The 15,178-nt window shown below is 63.8% G+C and carries 19 protein-coding genes and 3 tRNA genes; 15 read left to right on the top strand and 7 right to left on the bottom strand.

Features of this window, described 5'->3' with window-relative positions:
* Positions 1-2: 2 nt before the first annotated feature.
* Positions 3-77: transfer RNA gene (locus AUL35_RS18220), tRNA-Thr, on the bottom strand.
* A gap of 144 nt (positions 78-221) precedes the next feature.
* Between AUL35_RS18220 and AUL35_RS18215 the strand changes: the two genes are divergently transcribed.
* A complete protein-coding gene (locus AUL35_RS18215) occupies positions 222-1,328 on the top strand; it encodes a TRAP transporter substrate-binding protein (RefSeq protein ID WP_062017491.1) in 1,107 nt (368 codons plus the stop codon).
* Positions 1,329-1,447: 119 nt separating this feature from the next.
* Complete coding sequence (locus AUL35_RS18210) at positions 1,448-2,548, top strand: TRAP transporter substrate-binding protein (protein WP_062017489.1); 1,101 nt, start codon at positions 1,448-1,450, stop codon at positions 2,546-2,548.
* Positions 2,549-2,615: 67 nt separating this feature from the next.
* On the opposite strand, the gene AUL35_RS18205 is transcribed toward AUL35_RS18210, so the two are convergent.
* The gene (locus tag AUL35_RS18205) at positions 2,616-4,157 is read right to left on the bottom strand and encodes a TRAP transporter large permease subunit (protein ID WP_062017487.1); all 1,542 of its coding nucleotides are present in this window, start codon (positions 4,155-4,157) and stop codon (positions 2,616-2,618) included.
* 26 nt (positions 4,158-4,183) lie between these two features.
* Positions 4,184-4,723: a TRAP transporter small permease subunit gene (locus AUL35_RS18200; RefSeq protein WP_062017485.1), complete on the bottom strand. Its 540-nt coding sequence runs from the start codon at positions 4,721-4,723 to the stop codon at positions 4,184-4,186.
* A gap of 133 nt (positions 4,724-4,856) precedes the next feature.
* On the opposite strand from AUL35_RS18200, the gene AUL35_RS18195 reads away from it, so the two are divergent.
* Positions 4,857-5,063 (top strand): hypothetical protein, encoded by a 207-nt coding sequence (locus tag AUL35_RS18195; RefSeq protein WP_062017483.1) that lies wholly within the window; start codon positions 4,857-4,859, stop codon positions 5,061-5,063.
* Here the strand turns inward: AUL35_RS18195 and AUL35_RS18190 are convergent.
* Positions 5,053-5,901: an RNA methyltransferase gene (locus AUL35_RS18190; RefSeq protein ID WP_062017481.1), complete on the bottom strand. Its 849-nt coding sequence runs from the start codon at positions 5,899-5,901 to the stop codon at positions 5,053-5,055. The genes AUL35_RS18195 and AUL35_RS18190 overlap by 11 nt on opposite strands.
* A 177-nt stretch (positions 5,902-6,078) precedes the next feature.
* Between AUL35_RS18190 and AUL35_RS18185 the strand changes: the two genes are divergently transcribed.
* Positions 6,079-6,163: transfer RNA gene (locus AUL35_RS18185), tRNA-Tyr, on the top strand.
* Between the two features lie 21 nt (positions 6,164-6,184).
* Positions 6,185-6,258, top strand: a tRNA-Gly gene (locus tag AUL35_RS18180).
* 72 nt (positions 6,259-6,330) lie between these two features.
* On the opposite strand, the gene AUL35_RS18175 is transcribed toward AUL35_RS18180, so the two are convergent.
* Entirely contained in the window at positions 6,331-6,945 is a 615-nt protein-coding gene (locus AUL35_RS18175) for a hypothetical protein (RefSeq protein WP_062017479.1), read from the bottom strand.
* Positions 6,946-7,379: 434 nt separating this feature from the next.
* On the opposite strand from AUL35_RS18175, the gene AUL35_RS18170 reads away from it, so the two are divergent.
* The 5 genes from AUL35_RS18170 to AUL35_RS18150 all read left to right on the top strand — a co-directional run bounded on the left by AUL35_RS18170 (position 7,380) and on the right by AUL35_RS18150 (position 10,496).
* A complete protein-coding gene (locus tag AUL35_RS18170; RefSeq protein WP_062017477.1) occupies positions 7,380-7,721 on the top strand; it encodes a hypothetical protein in 342 nt (113 codons plus the stop codon).
* A gap of 257 nt (positions 7,722-7,978) precedes the next feature.
* Positions 7,979-8,488 carry a hypothetical protein gene (locus tag AUL35_RS18165; protein WP_062017474.1) on the top strand — a complete coding sequence of 170 codons (510 nt, stop codon included), beginning with the start codon at positions 7,979-7,981 and terminating at the stop codon, positions 8,486-8,488.
* 128 nt (positions 8,489-8,616) lie between these two features.
* Positions 8,617-8,835, top strand: coding sequence for a DUF1353 domain-containing protein (locus tag AUL35_RS18160; protein ID WP_062017471.1), 219 nt, complete (start codon positions 8,617-8,619; stop codon positions 8,833-8,835).
* Positions 8,836-9,555: 720 nt separating this feature from the next.
* Positions 9,556-10,152 (top strand): hypothetical protein, encoded by a 597-nt coding sequence (locus AUL35_RS18155; RefSeq protein ID WP_062017468.1) that lies wholly within the window; start codon positions 9,556-9,558, stop codon positions 10,150-10,152.
* Positions 10,107-10,496, top strand: coding sequence for a hypothetical protein (locus AUL35_RS18150; RefSeq protein ID WP_062017465.1), 390 nt, complete (start codon positions 10,107-10,109; stop codon positions 10,494-10,496). Before AUL35_RS18155 ends, AUL35_RS18150 begins: the two co-directional genes overlap by 46 nt.
* 285 nt (positions 10,497-10,781) lie before the next feature.
* Here AUL35_RS18150 and AUL35_RS18145 read toward each other — a convergent pair whose 3' ends face one another.
* The gene (locus AUL35_RS18145) at positions 10,782-11,159 is read right to left on the bottom strand and encodes a VanZ family protein (protein ID WP_082666436.1); all 378 of its coding nucleotides are present in this window, start codon (positions 11,157-11,159) and stop codon (positions 10,782-10,784) included.
* Positions 11,160-11,775: 616 nt separating this feature from the next.
* Between AUL35_RS18145 and AUL35_RS22260 the strand changes: the two genes are divergently transcribed.
* The 5 genes from AUL35_RS22260 (at position 11,776) to AUL35_RS18125 (ending at position 14,144) form a co-directional block, all read left to right on the top strand.
* Positions 11,776-11,925 (top strand): hypothetical protein, encoded by a 150-nt coding sequence (locus AUL35_RS22260; RefSeq protein WP_156418066.1) that lies wholly within the window; start codon positions 11,776-11,778, stop codon positions 11,923-11,925.
* A 101-nt stretch (positions 11,926-12,026) separates the two neighbouring features.
* Entirely contained in the window at positions 12,027-12,287 is a 261-nt protein-coding gene (locus AUL35_RS18140; RefSeq protein WP_062017462.1) for a hypothetical protein, read from the top strand.
* Between the two features lie 54 nt (positions 12,288-12,341).
* Entirely contained in the window at positions 12,342-12,911 is a 570-nt protein-coding gene (locus AUL35_RS18135; protein ID WP_062017459.1) for a hypothetical protein, read from the top strand.
* A 191-nt stretch (positions 12,912-13,102) separates the two neighbouring features.
* Positions 13,103-13,297, top strand: coding sequence for a hypothetical protein (locus AUL35_RS18130; protein WP_192847118.1), 195 nt, complete (start codon positions 13,103-13,105; stop codon positions 13,295-13,297).
* A gap of 340 nt (positions 13,298-13,637) precedes the next feature.
* Positions 13,638-14,144, top strand: coding sequence for a hypothetical protein (locus tag AUL35_RS18125; protein WP_244493818.1), 507 nt, complete (start codon positions 13,638-13,640; stop codon positions 14,142-14,144).
* On the opposite strand, the gene AUL35_RS18120 is transcribed toward AUL35_RS18125, so the two are convergent.
* Positions 14,126-14,368 (bottom strand): hypothetical protein, encoded by a 243-nt coding sequence (locus AUL35_RS18120; RefSeq protein ID WP_062017450.1) that lies wholly within the window; start codon positions 14,366-14,368, stop codon positions 14,126-14,128. The genes AUL35_RS18125 and AUL35_RS18120 overlap by 19 nt on opposite strands.
* Between the last annotated feature and the right edge of the window lie 810 nt (positions 14,369-15,178).

Below are 15,178 nucleotides of genomic sequence, written 5' to 3'. Positions count from 1 at the left end.
ACTGGTGCCGGTTGAGGGGATTGAACCCCCGACCTTCGGTTTACAAAACCGCTGCTCTACCGCTGAGCTAAACCGGCACTGCCGGCGCTCCTTAGCATGGTGCGCGGCCCTTGCCATCCGCAAATCCACGCGAGCCGAGACTGCTGCGGGCTGATTGCTCTTGTGAGCCGAAGGGCAATCGGGGCATATCGAGTAACCATCAGTACGGGAGGGGTTCGTTCATGGATCGGCGTTCATTCATCACGCGCGCTGGCGCGGTATCAGGCGGGGCGGTCGCGACGGGCCTGTCGCTCGCCGCGCCGGCCCTGGCGCAGTCCGCTCCGACGCTCCGCTGGCGCATGACGTCGAGCTTCCCGAACACGCTCGACACGCTGTTCGGCTCCTCCAAGCTCTTCTCGCAAACCATCTCGGACCTGACCGACGGCCGCTTCACGATCGACGTCTTCCCGGCCGGCGAGCTGGTTCCCGGCTTGCAGGCGTTCGACGCCGTGCAGGACGGAACGGTCGAGGCCGCGCACACCGTTCTCTATTATTATGTCGGCAAGGATCCGACCTTCGCTATCGGATCCTCGATCCCCTTCGGGCTCAACGCGCGCCAGCAGAATGCGTGGCTCTACAACGGCGGCGGCAACGAGGCGATCGACGCCTTCCTGTCCGACTATGGCGTGACGGCGTTTCCGGCCGGCAACACCGGTACGCAGATGGGCGGCTGGTTCCGCAAGGAGATCAACTCGGTCGCCGACCTGCAGGGCCTCAAGATGCGTATCGCCGGCATCGCGGGTCAGGTGCTCGCGCCGCTCGGCGTGATCGGCCAGCAGCTCGCGGGCGGCGACGTCTACCCGGCGCTGGAGCGCGGCACGCTGGACGCCACCGAGTTCGTCGGGCCCTACGACGACGAGAAGCTCGGCTTCTATCAGGTCGCGCCCTACTACTACTATCCGGCCTTCTGGGAGGCGGGGCCCACCGTCCACTTCGTCTTCAACAAGAAGCAGATGGAAACGCTGCCGCCGACCTACCAGGCGGCTGTTCGCACGGCATCGGCCCTTTGCAACACGCGCATGCTCGCCGATTACGACGTCAAGAACAGCCGTGCGATCCGCTCTCTGGTGGGCAAGGGCGTGAAGCTGCGCCCGCTGCCGCAGGACGTGCTCTCGGCCGCCTACGATTCGTCGCGTAAGATCTACGCCGACCTCTCGGCCTCGAACGCGAAGTGGAAGACGATCTACGATCCGTGGAACCAGTTCCGCAGCGAGATCTACGAGTGGTTCCGCGTCGCCGAGTACACCAACGACACGTTCGCCTACACGCAGCAGGCGGCCGGCAAGTAATCGGCATCACGCTATTGTGAGCGTCCCCCGGTCCGGCATGGACCGGGCAAGCGCTTGCGCGTTCATCTTCGCTCCGTTCTCATTCCGTCCGCCCCGGGACACGTCGGGGTTGGGAGGACATGACAGTGGACCGACGCAAGTTCATCACCGGCACGGCCGCCATAGGCGCGGCCGGCGCCACTCTCGCCAAGCCAGCGCTCGCGCAGAGCGAGCCGGACGTTCGCTGGCGGCTGACATCGAGCTTCCCCAATACGCTCGACACGATCTTCGGCGGCGCCGAGGTCATGGCCAAGGCGGTTGGCGAGATCACCGGCGGACGCTTCACGATCGATGTGTTTCCGGCCGGCGAGCTGGTACCCGGCCTCCAGGCGCTCGATGCCGTGCAGGACGGTACGGTCGAGGCCGCCCATACGGCCTGCTACTACTATGTCGGCAAGGACCCGACCTTCGCGATCGGCGCGACCATTCCCTTCGGCCTCAACGCCCGCCAGCAGAACGCCTGGCTGTATCATGGCGGCGGCAACGAACTCTTCGACACGTTCCTGGCGGACTACAACGTCAAGGCGCTGCCCGGCGGCAATACGGGCGTGCAGATGGGCGGCTGGTTCCGCAAGGAGATCAACTCTGTCGCCGATCTCAAGGGCCTGAAGATGCGCATCGCCGGGCTGGCGGGCCGCGTCCTGGAGCCGCTAGGCGTCGTGCCCCAGCAACTGGCGGGCGGCGATATCTACCCGGCGCTGGAGCGCGGCACGATCGACGCGACGGAGTGGATCGGGCCCTATGACGACGAGAAGCTCGGCTTCTACCAGGTCGCGCCCTACTACTATTACCCCGCCTTCTGGGAGGGCGGGCTGACGGTCCACTTCCTGTTCAACAAGGAACGCTACGAGGCACTTCCGGCCGAATACAAGGTTGCGCTCGACACAGCGGCGAAAGCCGCCAACGTGAACATGCTGGCGCTCTACGACGTGAAGAACATGGGGGCGATCCGCTCGCTCGTCGGCAAGGGCGTGCAGCTGCGTCCGCTCCCGCGCGACATCCTCGACGCGTCCTACGATTCGGCCTTCAGGCTCTATGACGAACTCACCGCATCCAATCCGAAATGGAAGGCGGTCTACGAACCCTGGAAGCAGTTCCGCTCGCAGAGCTACGAATGGTTCCGCGTCGCCGAATATTCTTACGACACCTACGGCTACTCGCAGCAGGCCGCCGGAAAGTAGGCCGGAGACCCTCTCCACAAGAGGAAGGGCCGGCGTCTTTGCTGATGCCGGCCCTTCTTGCGTTCGGTCAGTTGAAGCTTGGCGCCGGCGGGGCGCCGAAGCTGGGAGCTGCCGGCGCTGGTGCCGGAGCGGGCGAGGACGGCGCCCCGAAGCTCGGTGCCGCGGGCGCACCGAACGACGGAGGGGCCGGGGCGCCGAAGGGCGGCGGGGCCGAGCCCGACGAGCCCGGCGCGCCGGGCATCGGAACGTTGAGCTGGATCGACGCCGGGTCGACCACCGCCTCCTTCTTCAGGAAGTAGGTCACCGACTGCGGCCACACGATCAGGATCAGCACGAGCACGAGCTGAAGGCCCAGCCAGGGTAGGGCGCCGAGGTAAATGTCGCGGCTGCGGATCGAGGGCGGCGCGATGCCCCTCAGGTAGAAGAGCGCGAAGCCGAAGGGCGGGTGCATGAACGACGTCTGCATGTTCACGCACAGGAGGACGCCGAACCAGACGAGGTCGATGCCAAGGGCGTTCGCCGCCGGCACCAACAGCGGGACGATGATGAAGGCGATCTCGAAGAAGTCGAGGAAGAACGCCACGAAGAAGATGAAGACGTTGACGAAGATCAGGAAGCCGACGACGCCGCCCGGGATGTGGGACAGCAGGTACTCGATCCAGTGGCCGCCATCCATGCCCTGGAACACCAGGCTGAAGACGGTCGAGCCGATCAGGATCATGACCACCATCGACGTCAGGCGCATGGTCATCGCCATCGCCTCGCGCATGAGAGGCCAGGAGAGGCGGCGGTGTCCGGCCGCGAGCAGCAGCGCGCCGACCGAACCCATCGCGCCGGCCTCGGTCGGCGTCGCAAGGCCCATCGCCATCGTGCCGAGCACGAGGAAGATCAGCGCGAGCGAGGGCACCATGCCCTTGGCGACCTGCCAGAGCAGCGCGCGTCCGGACTTGGTGCGCGCCTCCGGTGGCAGCGGCGGCATCTTGTGGGGCTGCAGCTTCGACACCACGAAGATGAACAGCAGGAACAGCGCGATCTGGAGGAACGAGGGTCCGATCGCGCCCGCATACATGTCGCCGACCGAGCGACCGAGCTGATCCGCCAGGATGATCAGAACGAGCGATGGAGGAATGACCTGCGTGATCGTGCCGGACGCCGCGATGACGCCCGTCGCCAGCCGCATGTCGTAGCCGTAACGCATCATCACCGGTAGCGAGACCACGCCCATCGCGATCACCGACGCCGCCACGGTGCCTGTGATGGCGCCGAGCACCGCGCCAACCAGGATGACGGCGTAGGCGAGGCCGCCCGGCGTCGGGCCGAAGAGCTGGCCCGAGCCCTCGAGAAGGTCCTCCGCCAGACCGCACCGTTCCAGGATCGCTCCCATGAAAGTGAAGAAGGGGATGGCGAGGAGAAGGTCGTTGGAGATGACGCCGTAGAAGCGCAGCGGAAGCGCGTTCAGAAGGGCGGGACTGAAATGTTCGGTCAGGATGCCGAGCACGCCGAACAGCATCCCCACCGCCGCCAGCGAGAAGGCGACGGGAAAGCCGAGGATGAGAAACAAGATCATGCCGCCGAACATCAGCGGCGGCATCGGTCCGTATTCGAACATGCGGTCGGTTCCCCCCGGACGGCGCCTTACTGCACCGGCTTTTCGTATCGCGTCTCGAGTTCGATCAGGCCGCGAAGGGCCGCGAAACGCTTGATGAGTTCGGACAGGCCCTGCAGGAACAGGAGTCCGAAGCCGAGCGGCAGCGTCAGCTTGGCCGGCCAAAGGATCAGGCCGCCCGCGTTCATCGATACCTCGCCGGTCGAGAACGAGCGCCAGAAGAACGGCCAGGTCAGCGTGAAGAGGTAGGCGATCACCGGCAGGAACAGCACCACGAAGCCGAAGATGTCGACGAAGAGGCGACCGCGCGGCGAGAGCGAGGAGTAGAAGAGGTCGACGCGAACGTGCTCGTTGAGCCGCAGCGTGTACGAGGCGCCGAGCAGGACGATCGCAGCGAACATGTACCATTGGACTTCGAGAAGCCCGTTGGAACTCATGTTGAAGAGGTAGCGCACGATCGCGTTGCCGGCGCTGATCATCACCGCGAAGAGAACGAGATAATCGGCCAGGACGGCGAAGCCGGCGGACAGCCTGTCGACGGCCCGGCTGAAGGCGAGGAGAGCGGCCATCGATCCTCCAAGGGTTCGTTTCTCGGCTCCACACGCAAGGCGCGCCCCTCGTGGGGCAGGCAGTGGCGGGAACGAGTTCGTGGCCCTACGATAAATGGCGGAAGAATGACCAGCGTTTTCTTACGGAACGAGCGTGACGACGAAGCGGGAACGAACGCGACGGCAGCAATCCGCGACCGTCCTCAAGCTGGCGAACCAGCTCCGCTTCGAGCTTCTCCTGCTCCACCGGATGGAGCCGCAGGCCGCGGGACTCCACGCGGCCGAGGCGCGCGAGCCGACGCTCGCCGAGGTCTATGCGGCGGCCGTCCTGCGTGCCGCCGGCCGAGACCTCAGCCCATGAAGCGCCGCGCCGCGTAAAGGGCTACCGCCGCGGCGTTGGAGACGTTCAGCGAGCGGATCGCGCCGGGCACCTCGAGACGTGCCAACGCATGAACGGTCTCGCGCGTCTTCTGACGCAGCCCCTTGCCCTCCGAACCGAGAACGAGCGCGATGCGTTCGCCCCGGAACGCTTCCTCGAGAATCGCCTCTCCCGCCGAATCGAGGCCGATGGTCGTGAACCCGGACGCCTCCAGGCTGCCGAGCGCCTCGGCGAGGTTCGCGATCTGGACGTAGGGCACGAACTCCAGCGCGCCGGACGCCGATTTGGCCAGAACGCCCGATTCCTGCGGCGAGTGCCGCGAGGTCGTGACGACGGCGCCCGCTCCGAACGCAACCGCCGAGCGCAGGATCGCGCCGACATTCTGCGGGTCCGTCACCTGGTCTAGCACGAGAACAAGTCGCGCGTCGCCGACCGCCGCAAGGCCGTTCGAGGCCAAGGGCGAAGCCTCCAGCATCACGCCCTGGTGCACGGCGTCGCTGCCGAGTTCCTGATCGAGGAAGCGGGGTTCGACCAGTTCGACCGGGCAGGACGCCTTTTCGGCGTCGATTTCGAGCCGGGTCAGCGCGTTGCGGGTGGCATAGAGCTGGTGGCAGCGCCGCTTCGGATTGGCGAGCGCAGCCTCCACCGTGTGGAGACCGTAGAGGCGGACGCGGTCCGGGGGCGCCGGCCGGCCGGGACGGGGAGCGCTCTTGCCCGCGCGCTCGGGCCGCGGGCTCTCGCCCTTGGCGTCGCGATGGGCACGGCGCAGCCGTGCGTAGTGGGAATCCTTGGGTGTATGGGTCGGTCGGTCGTCGCTCATGGCGTCTCCTATCCCATCGCGCATCGTTGCGGAACAGGTGCGCCGCCGACCCACGCGCATCATCGCTTCCGGGCGTGTTGACACCGCCGTCCGCCCTCTGCATAACGCCGGTCGAAGCGGATGGCCGAAGGGCCTTCCGGTTCCGCTAACAAGCGTCAGCGGCCCTGCGGCAGGTACGGAGGGATGCCCGAGCGGTTAAAGGGGACGGACTGTAAATCCGTTGGCTTAGCCTACGTTGGTTCAAATCCAACTCCCTCCACCACTGCCGGCAGGGCCACGCGGCGCGGGTATAGCTCAATGGTAGAGCAGCAGCCTTCCAAGCTGAATACGAGGGTTCGATTCCCTCTACCCGCTCCAAACAAACCCCTACGGGGCAAGGCTTTCCACCGTTCAGCTATCAGACCCGTTTCAGGTCGTGTCACTGCCGTTTCACTGCGGCTGAGCGCGGTGCCTCTCGCGCGCCATGGCGGTCGACCGGTTGCTCTCCAGGACGTCGTTCCGGATGTAGCGAAGCGTCGTCTTGGCGTTCGTGTGCGTCGCGAGCTTCCGAGCCGAATCGACGCTGTCGGTCGCAGCCTCGGCTTCCGAGATCGCCCCGGCCCGGCTGTCCATCGACCAGACCGTATCGGGCACATCGGCTGCACGAGCGACCTCGCGCCAGTCCTGCGCGTAGTAGTTCTCGCGGTAGGGGCGTCCCGTCGTCTCTGACACGATCAGCGGGCCGATCTTCGGAAGGCTGAGCGCCTCGAGGACCGACATGGTGAGAGGGCAGTGCTTCAGGTCGGGGCTCGATGCCGCGCCCGTCTTCGACGTCGCTTCGATCGTCAGGATGTAGTCCGCGCTGATGACGGACACGGCCGGACCCTGCCAGCGCGTCTTCCCTCTGACGATGCCTCCTTCAGCGTCACCTGCCGGCACCCATTCCCCGATCAAGTCGATTCGCCGCAGGGCCGTGTCCCACTGCAGCGCCTGCGTCAGGGCGATCGAGGGGCGCCCCATCGCAAGCGCCTTCGCGACGATCGCCGCCGCGTGCGCGAACTCCATCTTGATCTTGCGCGGGGCCGGAGCCTCGAACGCGATCGGGCTGAGGATCTCGCGTGCTGTCGCGCAGGCCGCGTAGCGTTGCTGGACGCCGTAGCTCAGAACGGCACGCAGCTTCCGGATCGGCGCAGTAGACGAGGATCAGCGACCCGATCGACGACCCTTCTGTCGGCGAACAACGGCGGCAGTGCCTCCTCCAACGGCGCGGGAGCCGCTGGAACCGGCAAGTATCCCGGCTCGGTCGGAGCTGGTCGAGGTGGTCGTGGCGGCGGTCGTTCGGCTGGCGAGACGCGGACGTCTAGCCTGGCGCAGCCGCCGGGCTCAGGTGGCTACAGCGGCGCCAGCGAGGGCACAGGCATGGTCTGCCTGACCTTCTTCGCAACGTATGATGACGCAATCGCCTTTGCGAAGTCCGTCTATGGAGGGGTGTGGACGCCATGACGACGGTCGACCTCTACCGCCGCAAGGGCGGAGCTCCGGCGGAACTTCTGGCCGTGGCCTACACCGACCAGGGCTATTCCCGTACCGATCTCGCCAACCAGCCCGACAGCCGAGCCGAGCTGGGCTTCATGTTCTTCGGCCGCTTCGACCCGGTGATGCAGGCGGTCGTGAAGCACGGCGACGGGTATGCCATCGTGCCGATCGAGGACGCAGGCGCAACCGATCCCGCCGACCTGCCGGCTCTTGTCGACGCCGAGCGCGACCGTCGCATTCAGGGCGGCATCACGTTCAACGGCACCGTCTTTCAGACCGACGACACGAGCAGGGAGCGTATCTAAAAGGCGCGCGTATCGGGTCTAACTGCTCTCCAGTCGGGCGTCCAGGCGGGCGATCTGCGCTGGACCGGCGTCGGCTCGGACTTCTTCTGGATCGCGCTCGACACCACCCGCGTGCCGATGGATGCCCCAACCACTGTGGCGTTCGGAAGCGCGGTCGCGGCGCGCGAAGGCCTAATCATCGTGGCCACCAGCGATCTTAAGAAGCGCATCGTCGCCGGCGAGACCATCGCAAACATCGGAGACGACTCGCTACGGTCATGAGCACGCCCGACCTGATGACGCCGATCGACATCCTGCGACACGGGATGTTCACTGACATGGGACCGGCCTGGCTGCGGCTTGATGGCGCGACCGAGTACAAGCGGGCCATGTATCCCGTGTTCCTCGACAAGGCGAAGGACTCGCGGCTGATCCTGCCGGGCAAGACGAGCGACACGTTCAAGTGCCTGAGGGTACCGGCGGGCTACGCAACGGTGGCGAGCGGCTTCGACCTGAAGGCGGGCGACCTGATCGGGTCCGACAAAGTGACGCTAACAATCGACAACATGCCGGCTCACGATCACAGCTACGTCGATGACACAGCGATTGCTACGGCTGGCAATGCTGGGCTCGCCAGCGGTCTCTTACCGCTCCTGACGGGCATCACCGCATCGTCGCCGTCCAAGACCACCGGCAAAGCCGGCAAGGCGACACCAGATCTCGTCCCGATCAAGCCGCCTGGCTTCGTGGCTTATCTGTTCGTCTTCGCCGGACTGCCGCGCCAGTAAGCCTCTATACGCTCTCGGCGGTCGAGTTTGAACGTCTGAACGGCATCCAGTACCGCAGGACGTGCGAGATCGCTTGGGAGATGGGGTTCGATAGCTCTGACCGGTTCTACGCAGTGCCGGCTTGAACCGTGTTCGACGTGTCCATCCCGCGACTGCTTTGGCCGATCCTCTCGCCGCACGACCGAAGCTTCTTGAAGGGCGCCGTGCTGTACGACCGGCTTCTCGTCTCCGGCGTTGATCGCGTGACCGCCACTGGTGCCTTCAATGTGGCGCTGGCAGCCGATGGTGTGTCGCGACCCAAACGCTTCGCCATACCACTTGCGGTAGCCTTCTACCGTTTCAACTGACAGTGCGGGTCTACGTTCCTAGCGCTCCTTCCAGATGGCCGGAAGTGACAGCAACAGTTTTGACCCGATCGAATAAACTGCCAGACCCGCGCCAACTAAAGCGACGATGGCGATAACCAAGACCGCCAGATAAGTCGCGAAGCATATCGATAGCGGAAATGGCTCTATCGCCATCGCTCGATTGTCGTTCGCAAACGATCTGTACTTCCGTCGCATTCACCGAATTGCCGTTGATCAGTGTCGACGTCTGTAGCTTCGTCGTACCTCACCGACAAACGGTTGGCGGCGTCATGCTTAACGCTGCAGTCCGACGTCCATCCAATCCGACCTTTGCGGCCGCTCTTCACCAGGACGGCCATTTTCGTGCCCCCAAGGAGAACCCCATGGTCCGTCTGCCTGCCCGTGTCGCCGCGAACAAGCGGAGCATTGCGAACCTTGTAGCGCTGGGCCTAATCGGCGGCGGTGGCGTAGTGCCAGCACTCCCATCTGTTCGCGTCGCGGCGCTCGGTGACAGCCGCGTGACTCAGATCCATCTCGACAGCACCAAACGCAACAAGTCCGCCTACAATCACTTCAACTGGGGCAACGACCTTGCCGGCTTCGTCTACCGGCTGATCGGCAACTTTGGTGTGTCCGGCGAGCGCTCCAACCAGATCCTGGCGCGCCTCACTGCATCTCTCGACAGCCTGACGGCCGCGGGGGGGGGCGCTCTATCTGCACATGGGCGTCAACGACATCGCCCAGCAGTACCCATCTGCTTCGACGTCCGGCGCGACCGCACTCGCCAACTTCAAGACGGCGATCGACGCAGCCCGCACGAAGGGCTTCGAGGCGTGGGTTGTGCTGGACGCCGGCGCCAACAACATGTCGTCTGCGCAAATCGCGCAACTCGACATCTTGAACCAAGGCCTGCGCGACTATGCGACTGGGAAGAAGATAGTGTCGATCTTCGATCTAGCCACCGTCTTGTGGGACACCAAGACCTCGTCTGCAATCACGTTCGAGTCCGGCTATGTGGCGCCAGAGACGCCGCAGGTCCATGAAGCCGAGGAGGGTGCTTACTATGCCGGGAAGGCTTTCGCCGCCTTCCTGCTGGCACGCGGCCTCACCCCACTGTCGCGCACGGATGGCATGCCCTTGTCGGTCAACCCAACTTTTGTCGGCAATGTTGGCATTAAGCCGACCGGCATCACGGGCGACCTCGCGACGAGCTGGGCCGCACGCGCAGTGGCTCGGCCACGGCAGTCGGAACGGTCGCCAACAACGAGCAGGTGTTCGACATCACGTTCACGGCGGCTGGCGAGCAGATTGGCCTGACGCAGGACATCAACATCAACGCCTGGAGCCCCGGCGACGTCGTTGAGGCGATGGCTGAGATCACGGTCGAGAACCCGGTGAACCTTAGAGCCGTGCGCCTCTATATGCGGGCGAACGGCTCGATCGGCGGAACGGGTGCTGCGATCGAGACCATGGATATGCTGCCCGTCAATCGAACAGGTCCCGACGAGACGTTCTCGATGCCCGTCCGCACACAGCGCATTGTCATCCCCGCTTTCGACGCGAAGACGTGGCTGACCTTCAACCTGCGGGCAATCGCGTCGAGGGCTGGCTCTTACAAGCTGCGTGTGAAGAACCTGCGGGTGGTAAAGGTCGTGGCCTGATCAGCCGTCCAACGCTTGTGACGTAGAGGGCGAGCATGACCAACCCAAAAGGCGGCAGCGCAGGATCGCTCTGCAAAGCCGGATGTAAGTCGTCCTGCGGACGCTGGGTTACGTTGCTAAACGGGCCTTCGTCTATCCGTAACATCAAATCCTCTCGATCGATTTCTTGGCGAGAAGACTAGGGTGCTCACAACCCAAAAGCGTACCCTAAATGGGTGAGATCAGTGGAAATTAAGCGCTTTGGTGAAAACGGCGTTCATAATCTGCGTATCGCTAATCTCAAACTCAGGACCGCGATGCGTTGGCCGTTCGTCTGGAGCACCTCGGCGGCGACGTGACTTCGTTAAACAGACATCCAAGGGCCACGCCCAACGCCACACCTGTCGCCTTCACGACGGCATCTTCGATCCGGGCGTGTCTGGTGGAGGTGATGAGCTGCAGCAGTTCAATACCTCCCGCTCCAAGAATGAGAACCAAACCTATGGCGACCCATCTGCGTGGGTACGCGATGACAAACAGGATGGCGAGCACCGCAAAAGCGATGGCTCGATCTAGATCGTCCGTCAGAATTTGCTCCGGCCGCAGTCCGATCGGCGCGATGGTGATGAACACGATCGCGGCCAGAAAGAACCACGCCGCATGGCTAAAATGTCGGGTCGGCATGCACGGCCTTTAATCAGCGGAAGCTCATCCTGATGAGCTTCCCTTCGTAAACAATCGATGAAAACGACCGCCTGACGCCCCCACTCCAGAACACCTCTCGCCCGGCTTTGTGCCGGGCCGTTTTGGGATGGGAAAGGGCTGAAAGCAGTCCAACTGACGCTTGAAGGGACAGTCGGCCGGGCCTACCGCTCGGTCAAAGTGTCATCTCGCTTTCGGCTTCGCATCGTCACACGCGAGTGGTGCACTGACAATCCGCCTCCATCGTGCCCGGTCGCTGACCTGGATGGAGCGCAACCGTCAGAGCTGATACTGCCACGCGCCTTACGGTTGCGCCGTCTCATGACGCGGCGCATCCAAATGGTCTGGCTCGACCATTCGCCGATCGGCGCGGTTATGGTCACAGGACGCGATGCGAACCATGGCTGCCATGGGTTTAGCTGTACTGGCATGCGATCGAAGGTATTCCGCACTTGTCGCTCGCAAATCATTGCTGCATCGCGTCATAACGCCAGCGCTGCCTCATTTTGAACGCGCATGAGTTGTGACATTTGGACACGTTTTAGTCATCCCTTCCGGCCATCATCCGCCTCAGACGGCAAGCCCGATGAGTCCTTTCATGCGCAGTCCCTTCAACGGCATCGTTCTTGGCATTCTGATATCGGCGACCCTTTGGCTGGCCGCGGTGAACGGCATTCTGGCCGGACCGAAGATCGATGCGCACCTTCGCTACTGGCACCACAGAATGACGGTCCCGGCCGACGCCTGACGAAGGCCTAGCAATCACAGACTGCTCGCCTCGCCTATCCCGGCAGAGGTCAACCAAGGCGCCCTTGACCGGGCGCCTTTCTCTTTGCCTGGAGCACACCCATGGATCACGCCGCGTTCTTCTCGGCCATGCGAGCGAAGCCGTCCGGCGGCAGCCTTCAGCAGCGGGCCGTGGACGGCATGTCTGCGCTTCTCCTGGCCTTCGTCGAGCACGGCGACGGTGATCGTCGGAGGCTCGCCTACATCCTCGGTACGGTGTCCCACGAAAGCGACCGGTTCCTCACGATGGAGGAATACGCGTCCGGCGCAGCGTACGAGGAGCGGGGCGATCTCGGCAACACGCAGACCGGCGACGGAAAGTGATTCAAGGGGTATAGTTTCGGCCATTTCACCGGCCGGTGGAACTACAAGGACTGGTTGGATCGTCTTGACGTCAACCTCGTTGCCAATTCGTCGCTGGCCGAACAAACCTCGATTGCTGCGCGGATCTGCGTCGAGGGTATGCTGGTCGGCACCTTCACGGGGCGGAAGCTGGGGCAATACGTCCACGATGGCGATGCGGATTACCGCGAGGCTCGCCGCGTCTTGAACGGCACGGATCACGCCGAGACCATCGCCGGCCACGCGAATCTGTTTGACGGCGCGCTCGTGGCCGCCCGCTACGGCGCCGCGAGCGAGCCCGAGCCCATCGTCGTGGTGAAGGAAACCGCGCCCGCGCCGATCGTGCTGACGCCCGTCTATGAAGCTCCTGCTTCCGTGCCCGCGTTGCAGCCCACGGCATCCGCTGGCGGGCCGACCAGCAAGGCGACGGGCGGTCTCATCGGCGCCGGTCTGCCGAACCTCCTACTTCTCCTTCTAGTGGAAATCCACACCATCCCAGCCGACGTCGCAAGCGATCCCGGAACGATCCTTCCCCTAACGACGATCCTGACGGCGCTCGGTGCCGGGCTGGGCGCCTACCTCGCCCCGCGCAACGCGGCGGCCTGATCCCACGCATACGAGGCCGAGCCAGTGACAGAAGACCTATCCGACATCGCGCGGCGGCTTGGCATGCTGGGGCGCAGCACCGAACCACTCGGTCGGAACCTCACCGGCCATTCCACCGCCATCAGCGAGATCGTCAACAAGTCCCACCGTCTCGAGCGGATCCCTAAGGATCGAACCCCAGCGATCCGATGATGAAGTGGCTGACCGAGCTACGAGACAACGAGGTCGAGACGCTGAAGGCGCTCGGCCAGATGGGCGGTGAGCGCCGCAAGTTCGTCTTCGACGCGATCGAGCTGACCAAATCGATCCGGCGCACGCGTCGCTTCCTGAAGTGGACCATGCTCGGCGTCCTCGGCCTGTTCGTGTTCGCCAACACCCTTCCCTGAACAGGTCATGAAGTTCTGGGACCCCATCCAGGGAGCCTAAAAATGAAGTAGCTTCTAGCCGTCTTCTTCGCTGCGGCCATAGGCACAGGGGCCGTAGTAATCGGGGTATGGTCAGGGGACAAAACATCTACGACCGAAAGTATCTCGACGCCTCAGATCGAGCCGAGCGTGATCCCCGCCGACGGCATCGGCGAGGTCCATTGCCGGTTCCAACGGTTCCGTGCCTGCGACCGCCGCGTTCTGGCCAGCATCATCGACAGCACGGGCAAGCGGTTCGAGTACGCGCCCACCATCCGTGGGGCGGGCGTCGCCTATGGCACCAGCTATTGGGCGGCATCTGATGACGCCGTTCTGCATCCTGCGGCACGGGATATGCACCGACATGGGACCGGCCTGGCTGCGGCTCGACGACGCGACCGAGTACAAGCGGGCCATGTATCCGACCTTCCTCGATAAGGCGAAAGACTCGCAGCTGATCATCGCCGGTTCGACTGCCGCGACTTTCCGGTCCCGCAAGGTGCCGGCAGGCTATGCCACGGTCGCGAGCGGCTTCGACCTAAAGGCGGGCGACCTCATCGGTTCTGACAAGGTGACGCTGACGCTCGACAACATCCCTGCCAACGATCACAGCTATGTCGACGCCTACGCCGATGCCAAGACGCAGACCAGCGGGCTTCTGTGCGATCTCGTCACAATCATGTTGGGGCTGACGGTCAAGACAGCCGACAAGACCACGGGCAAGGCCGGGAAGGCGAACCCGAACCCAGTACCGATCAAGCCGCTGGGCTTCGTCGCGCACCTGTTCGTGTTCGCTAAGCACCCACAGGCTCAGCGAGCGGCCTCGTAATTCAGCCCATCACGCTGCCGATCCGGTTTCGTCGCTGTTTCGATTAGCTGCTCGACCTGCTTCTTCGCGTCCTGATGCGTTGGCTGCTGCTGCATGCGTATCTGCAAAGCCTGCAAAGCGGCTACGGCGGGACTGTTGTCGTTCAAGCTACCGACGATCGCAGCGATGGCCTCCCGCAGGCCGTCGATACGCGCGTCGAGCGTGATGAAGTCGTCGTCGTGCATGGCATGTCTCACAGATCTGGGTCGTCGCTGAACCTAGTCAGAAGCGGCCCACATTGCAGCATTGCTTTCGCCGTGCGGCAAACAACCTCGTCTGAACCCCCGATCCACCTTCGCGGCCGCCCTCCACCAGGGCGGCCTTTTCCGAGCGCCCAAGGAAACCCCATGGTCCGTCTGCCTGGTCGCGTTGCCGCTCGCAAGTGGAACATCGCCGTTCCTGTGGAGCTGGGATCATTCCTGAGCCGGGTGATCGACTTCGGTTTCCGCTATTGGCCGCTCTTCCGTTTGTAGTTGGCGCAAGGATCTCTGTTGATGGCTACAGCCAAGCTCATCGCAACGTCGGCTTCGTGCAGGACGCCGGCGGTCTGGACGGTTCCGGCCTCTCAACCATGACCGATGGCCCGATAGCGATCACCCACGGCATTGATCCTCGCTTCAATTTCACGACCTGACGCGACGAGAGCGACCCTTTCACCGCTGGTTGCAACACGGCCAACGACTCTACGTCGGGCGTCAGTCAGCTTCTGCTTGGCTGTGCGATGTAAGGCATCGGCGGCGATCATCTCGAATAGAACGACCCGACCAACAGCATCAGTGGTGAGGTACGACTAACCGCTGCGACTTCACGCCGGTTCGCAATCACAACCCGGTCGTTTTCTGCTCGCTCGGCTTCAACACGATCAACACGGACGATCCAAGCGTCAGTTCCATACGGCCTACATTATCGGCAAACTCAACATGCGCCTGGCGAAGATCCGCGCGGCCGGAAAGTGGGCCGAGATCACGACGCCCTAACCCTACCGACGCTTGAAC

Source organism: Aureimonas sp. AU4 (genome assembly GCF_001463765.1).
Taxonomy (GTDB): Bacteria; Pseudomonadota; Alphaproteobacteria; order Rhizobiales; family Rhizobiaceae; genus Aureimonas.
Note: the sequence above shows the minus strand (reverse complement) of the source record. Positions and strands in the feature narration are given on the sequence as shown.

What these genes read in the sequence shown, in the direction of transcription:
- AUL35_RS18215 (WP_062017491.1), top strand. Translation starts at nt 222, where the DNA reads ATGGATCGGCGTTCATTCATCACGCGCGCTGGCGCGGTATCAGGCGGG.
- AUL35_RS18210 (WP_062017489.1), top strand. Translation starts at nt 1,448, where the DNA reads ATGACAGTGGACCGACGCAAGTTCATCACCGGCACGGCCGCCATAGGC.
- AUL35_RS18205 (WP_062017487.1), bottom strand. Translation starts at nt 4,157, where the DNA reads ATGTTCGAATACGGACCGATGCCGCCGCTGATGTTCGGCGGCATGATC.
- AUL35_RS18200 (WP_062017485.1), bottom strand. Translation starts at nt 4,723, where the DNA reads ATGGCCGCTCTCCTCGCCTTCAGCCGGGCCGTCGACAGGCTGTCCGCC.
- AUL35_RS18190 (WP_062017481.1), bottom strand. Translation starts at nt 5,901, where the DNA reads ATGAGCGACGACCGACCGACCCATACACCCAAGGATTCCCACTACGCA.
- AUL35_RS18175 (WP_062017479.1), bottom strand. Translation starts at nt 6,945, where the DNA reads ATGGAGTTCGCGCACGCGGCGGCGATCGTCGCGAAGGCGCTTGCGATG.
- AUL35_RS18170 (WP_062017477.1), top strand. Translation starts at nt 7,380, where the DNA reads ATGACGACGGTCGACCTCTACCGCCGCAAGGGCGGAGCTCCGGCGGAA.
- AUL35_RS18165 (WP_062017474.1), top strand. Translation starts at nt 7,979, where the DNA reads ATGAGCACGCCCGACCTGATGACGCCGATCGACATCCTGCGACACGGG.
- AUL35_RS18155 (WP_062017468.1), top strand. Translation starts at nt 9,556, where the DNA reads ATGGGCGTCAACGACATCGCCCAGCAGTACCCATCTGCTTCGACGTCC.
- AUL35_RS18145 (WP_082666436.1), bottom strand. Translation starts at nt 11,159, where the DNA reads ATGCCGACCCGACATTTTAGCCATGCGGCGTGGTTCTTTCTGGCCGCG.
- AUL35_RS22260 (WP_156418066.1), top strand. Translation starts at nt 11,776, where the DNA reads ATGCGCAGTCCCTTCAACGGCATCGTTCTTGGCATTCTGATATCGGCG.
- AUL35_RS18140 (WP_062017462.1), top strand. Translation starts at nt 12,027, where the DNA reads ATGGATCACGCCGCGTTCTTCTCGGCCATGCGAGCGAAGCCGTCCGGC.
- AUL35_RS18130 (WP_192847118.1), top strand. Translation starts at nt 13,103, where the DNA reads ATGAAGTGGCTGACCGAGCTACGAGACAACGAGGTCGAGACGCTGAAG.
- AUL35_RS18125 (WP_244493818.1), top strand. Translation starts at nt 13,638, where the DNA reads ATGACGCCGTTCTGCATCCTGCGGCACGGGATATGCACCGACATGGGA.
- AUL35_RS18120 (WP_062017450.1), bottom strand. Translation starts at nt 14,368, where the DNA reads ATGCACGACGACGACTTCATCACGCTCGACGCGCGTATCGACGGCCTG.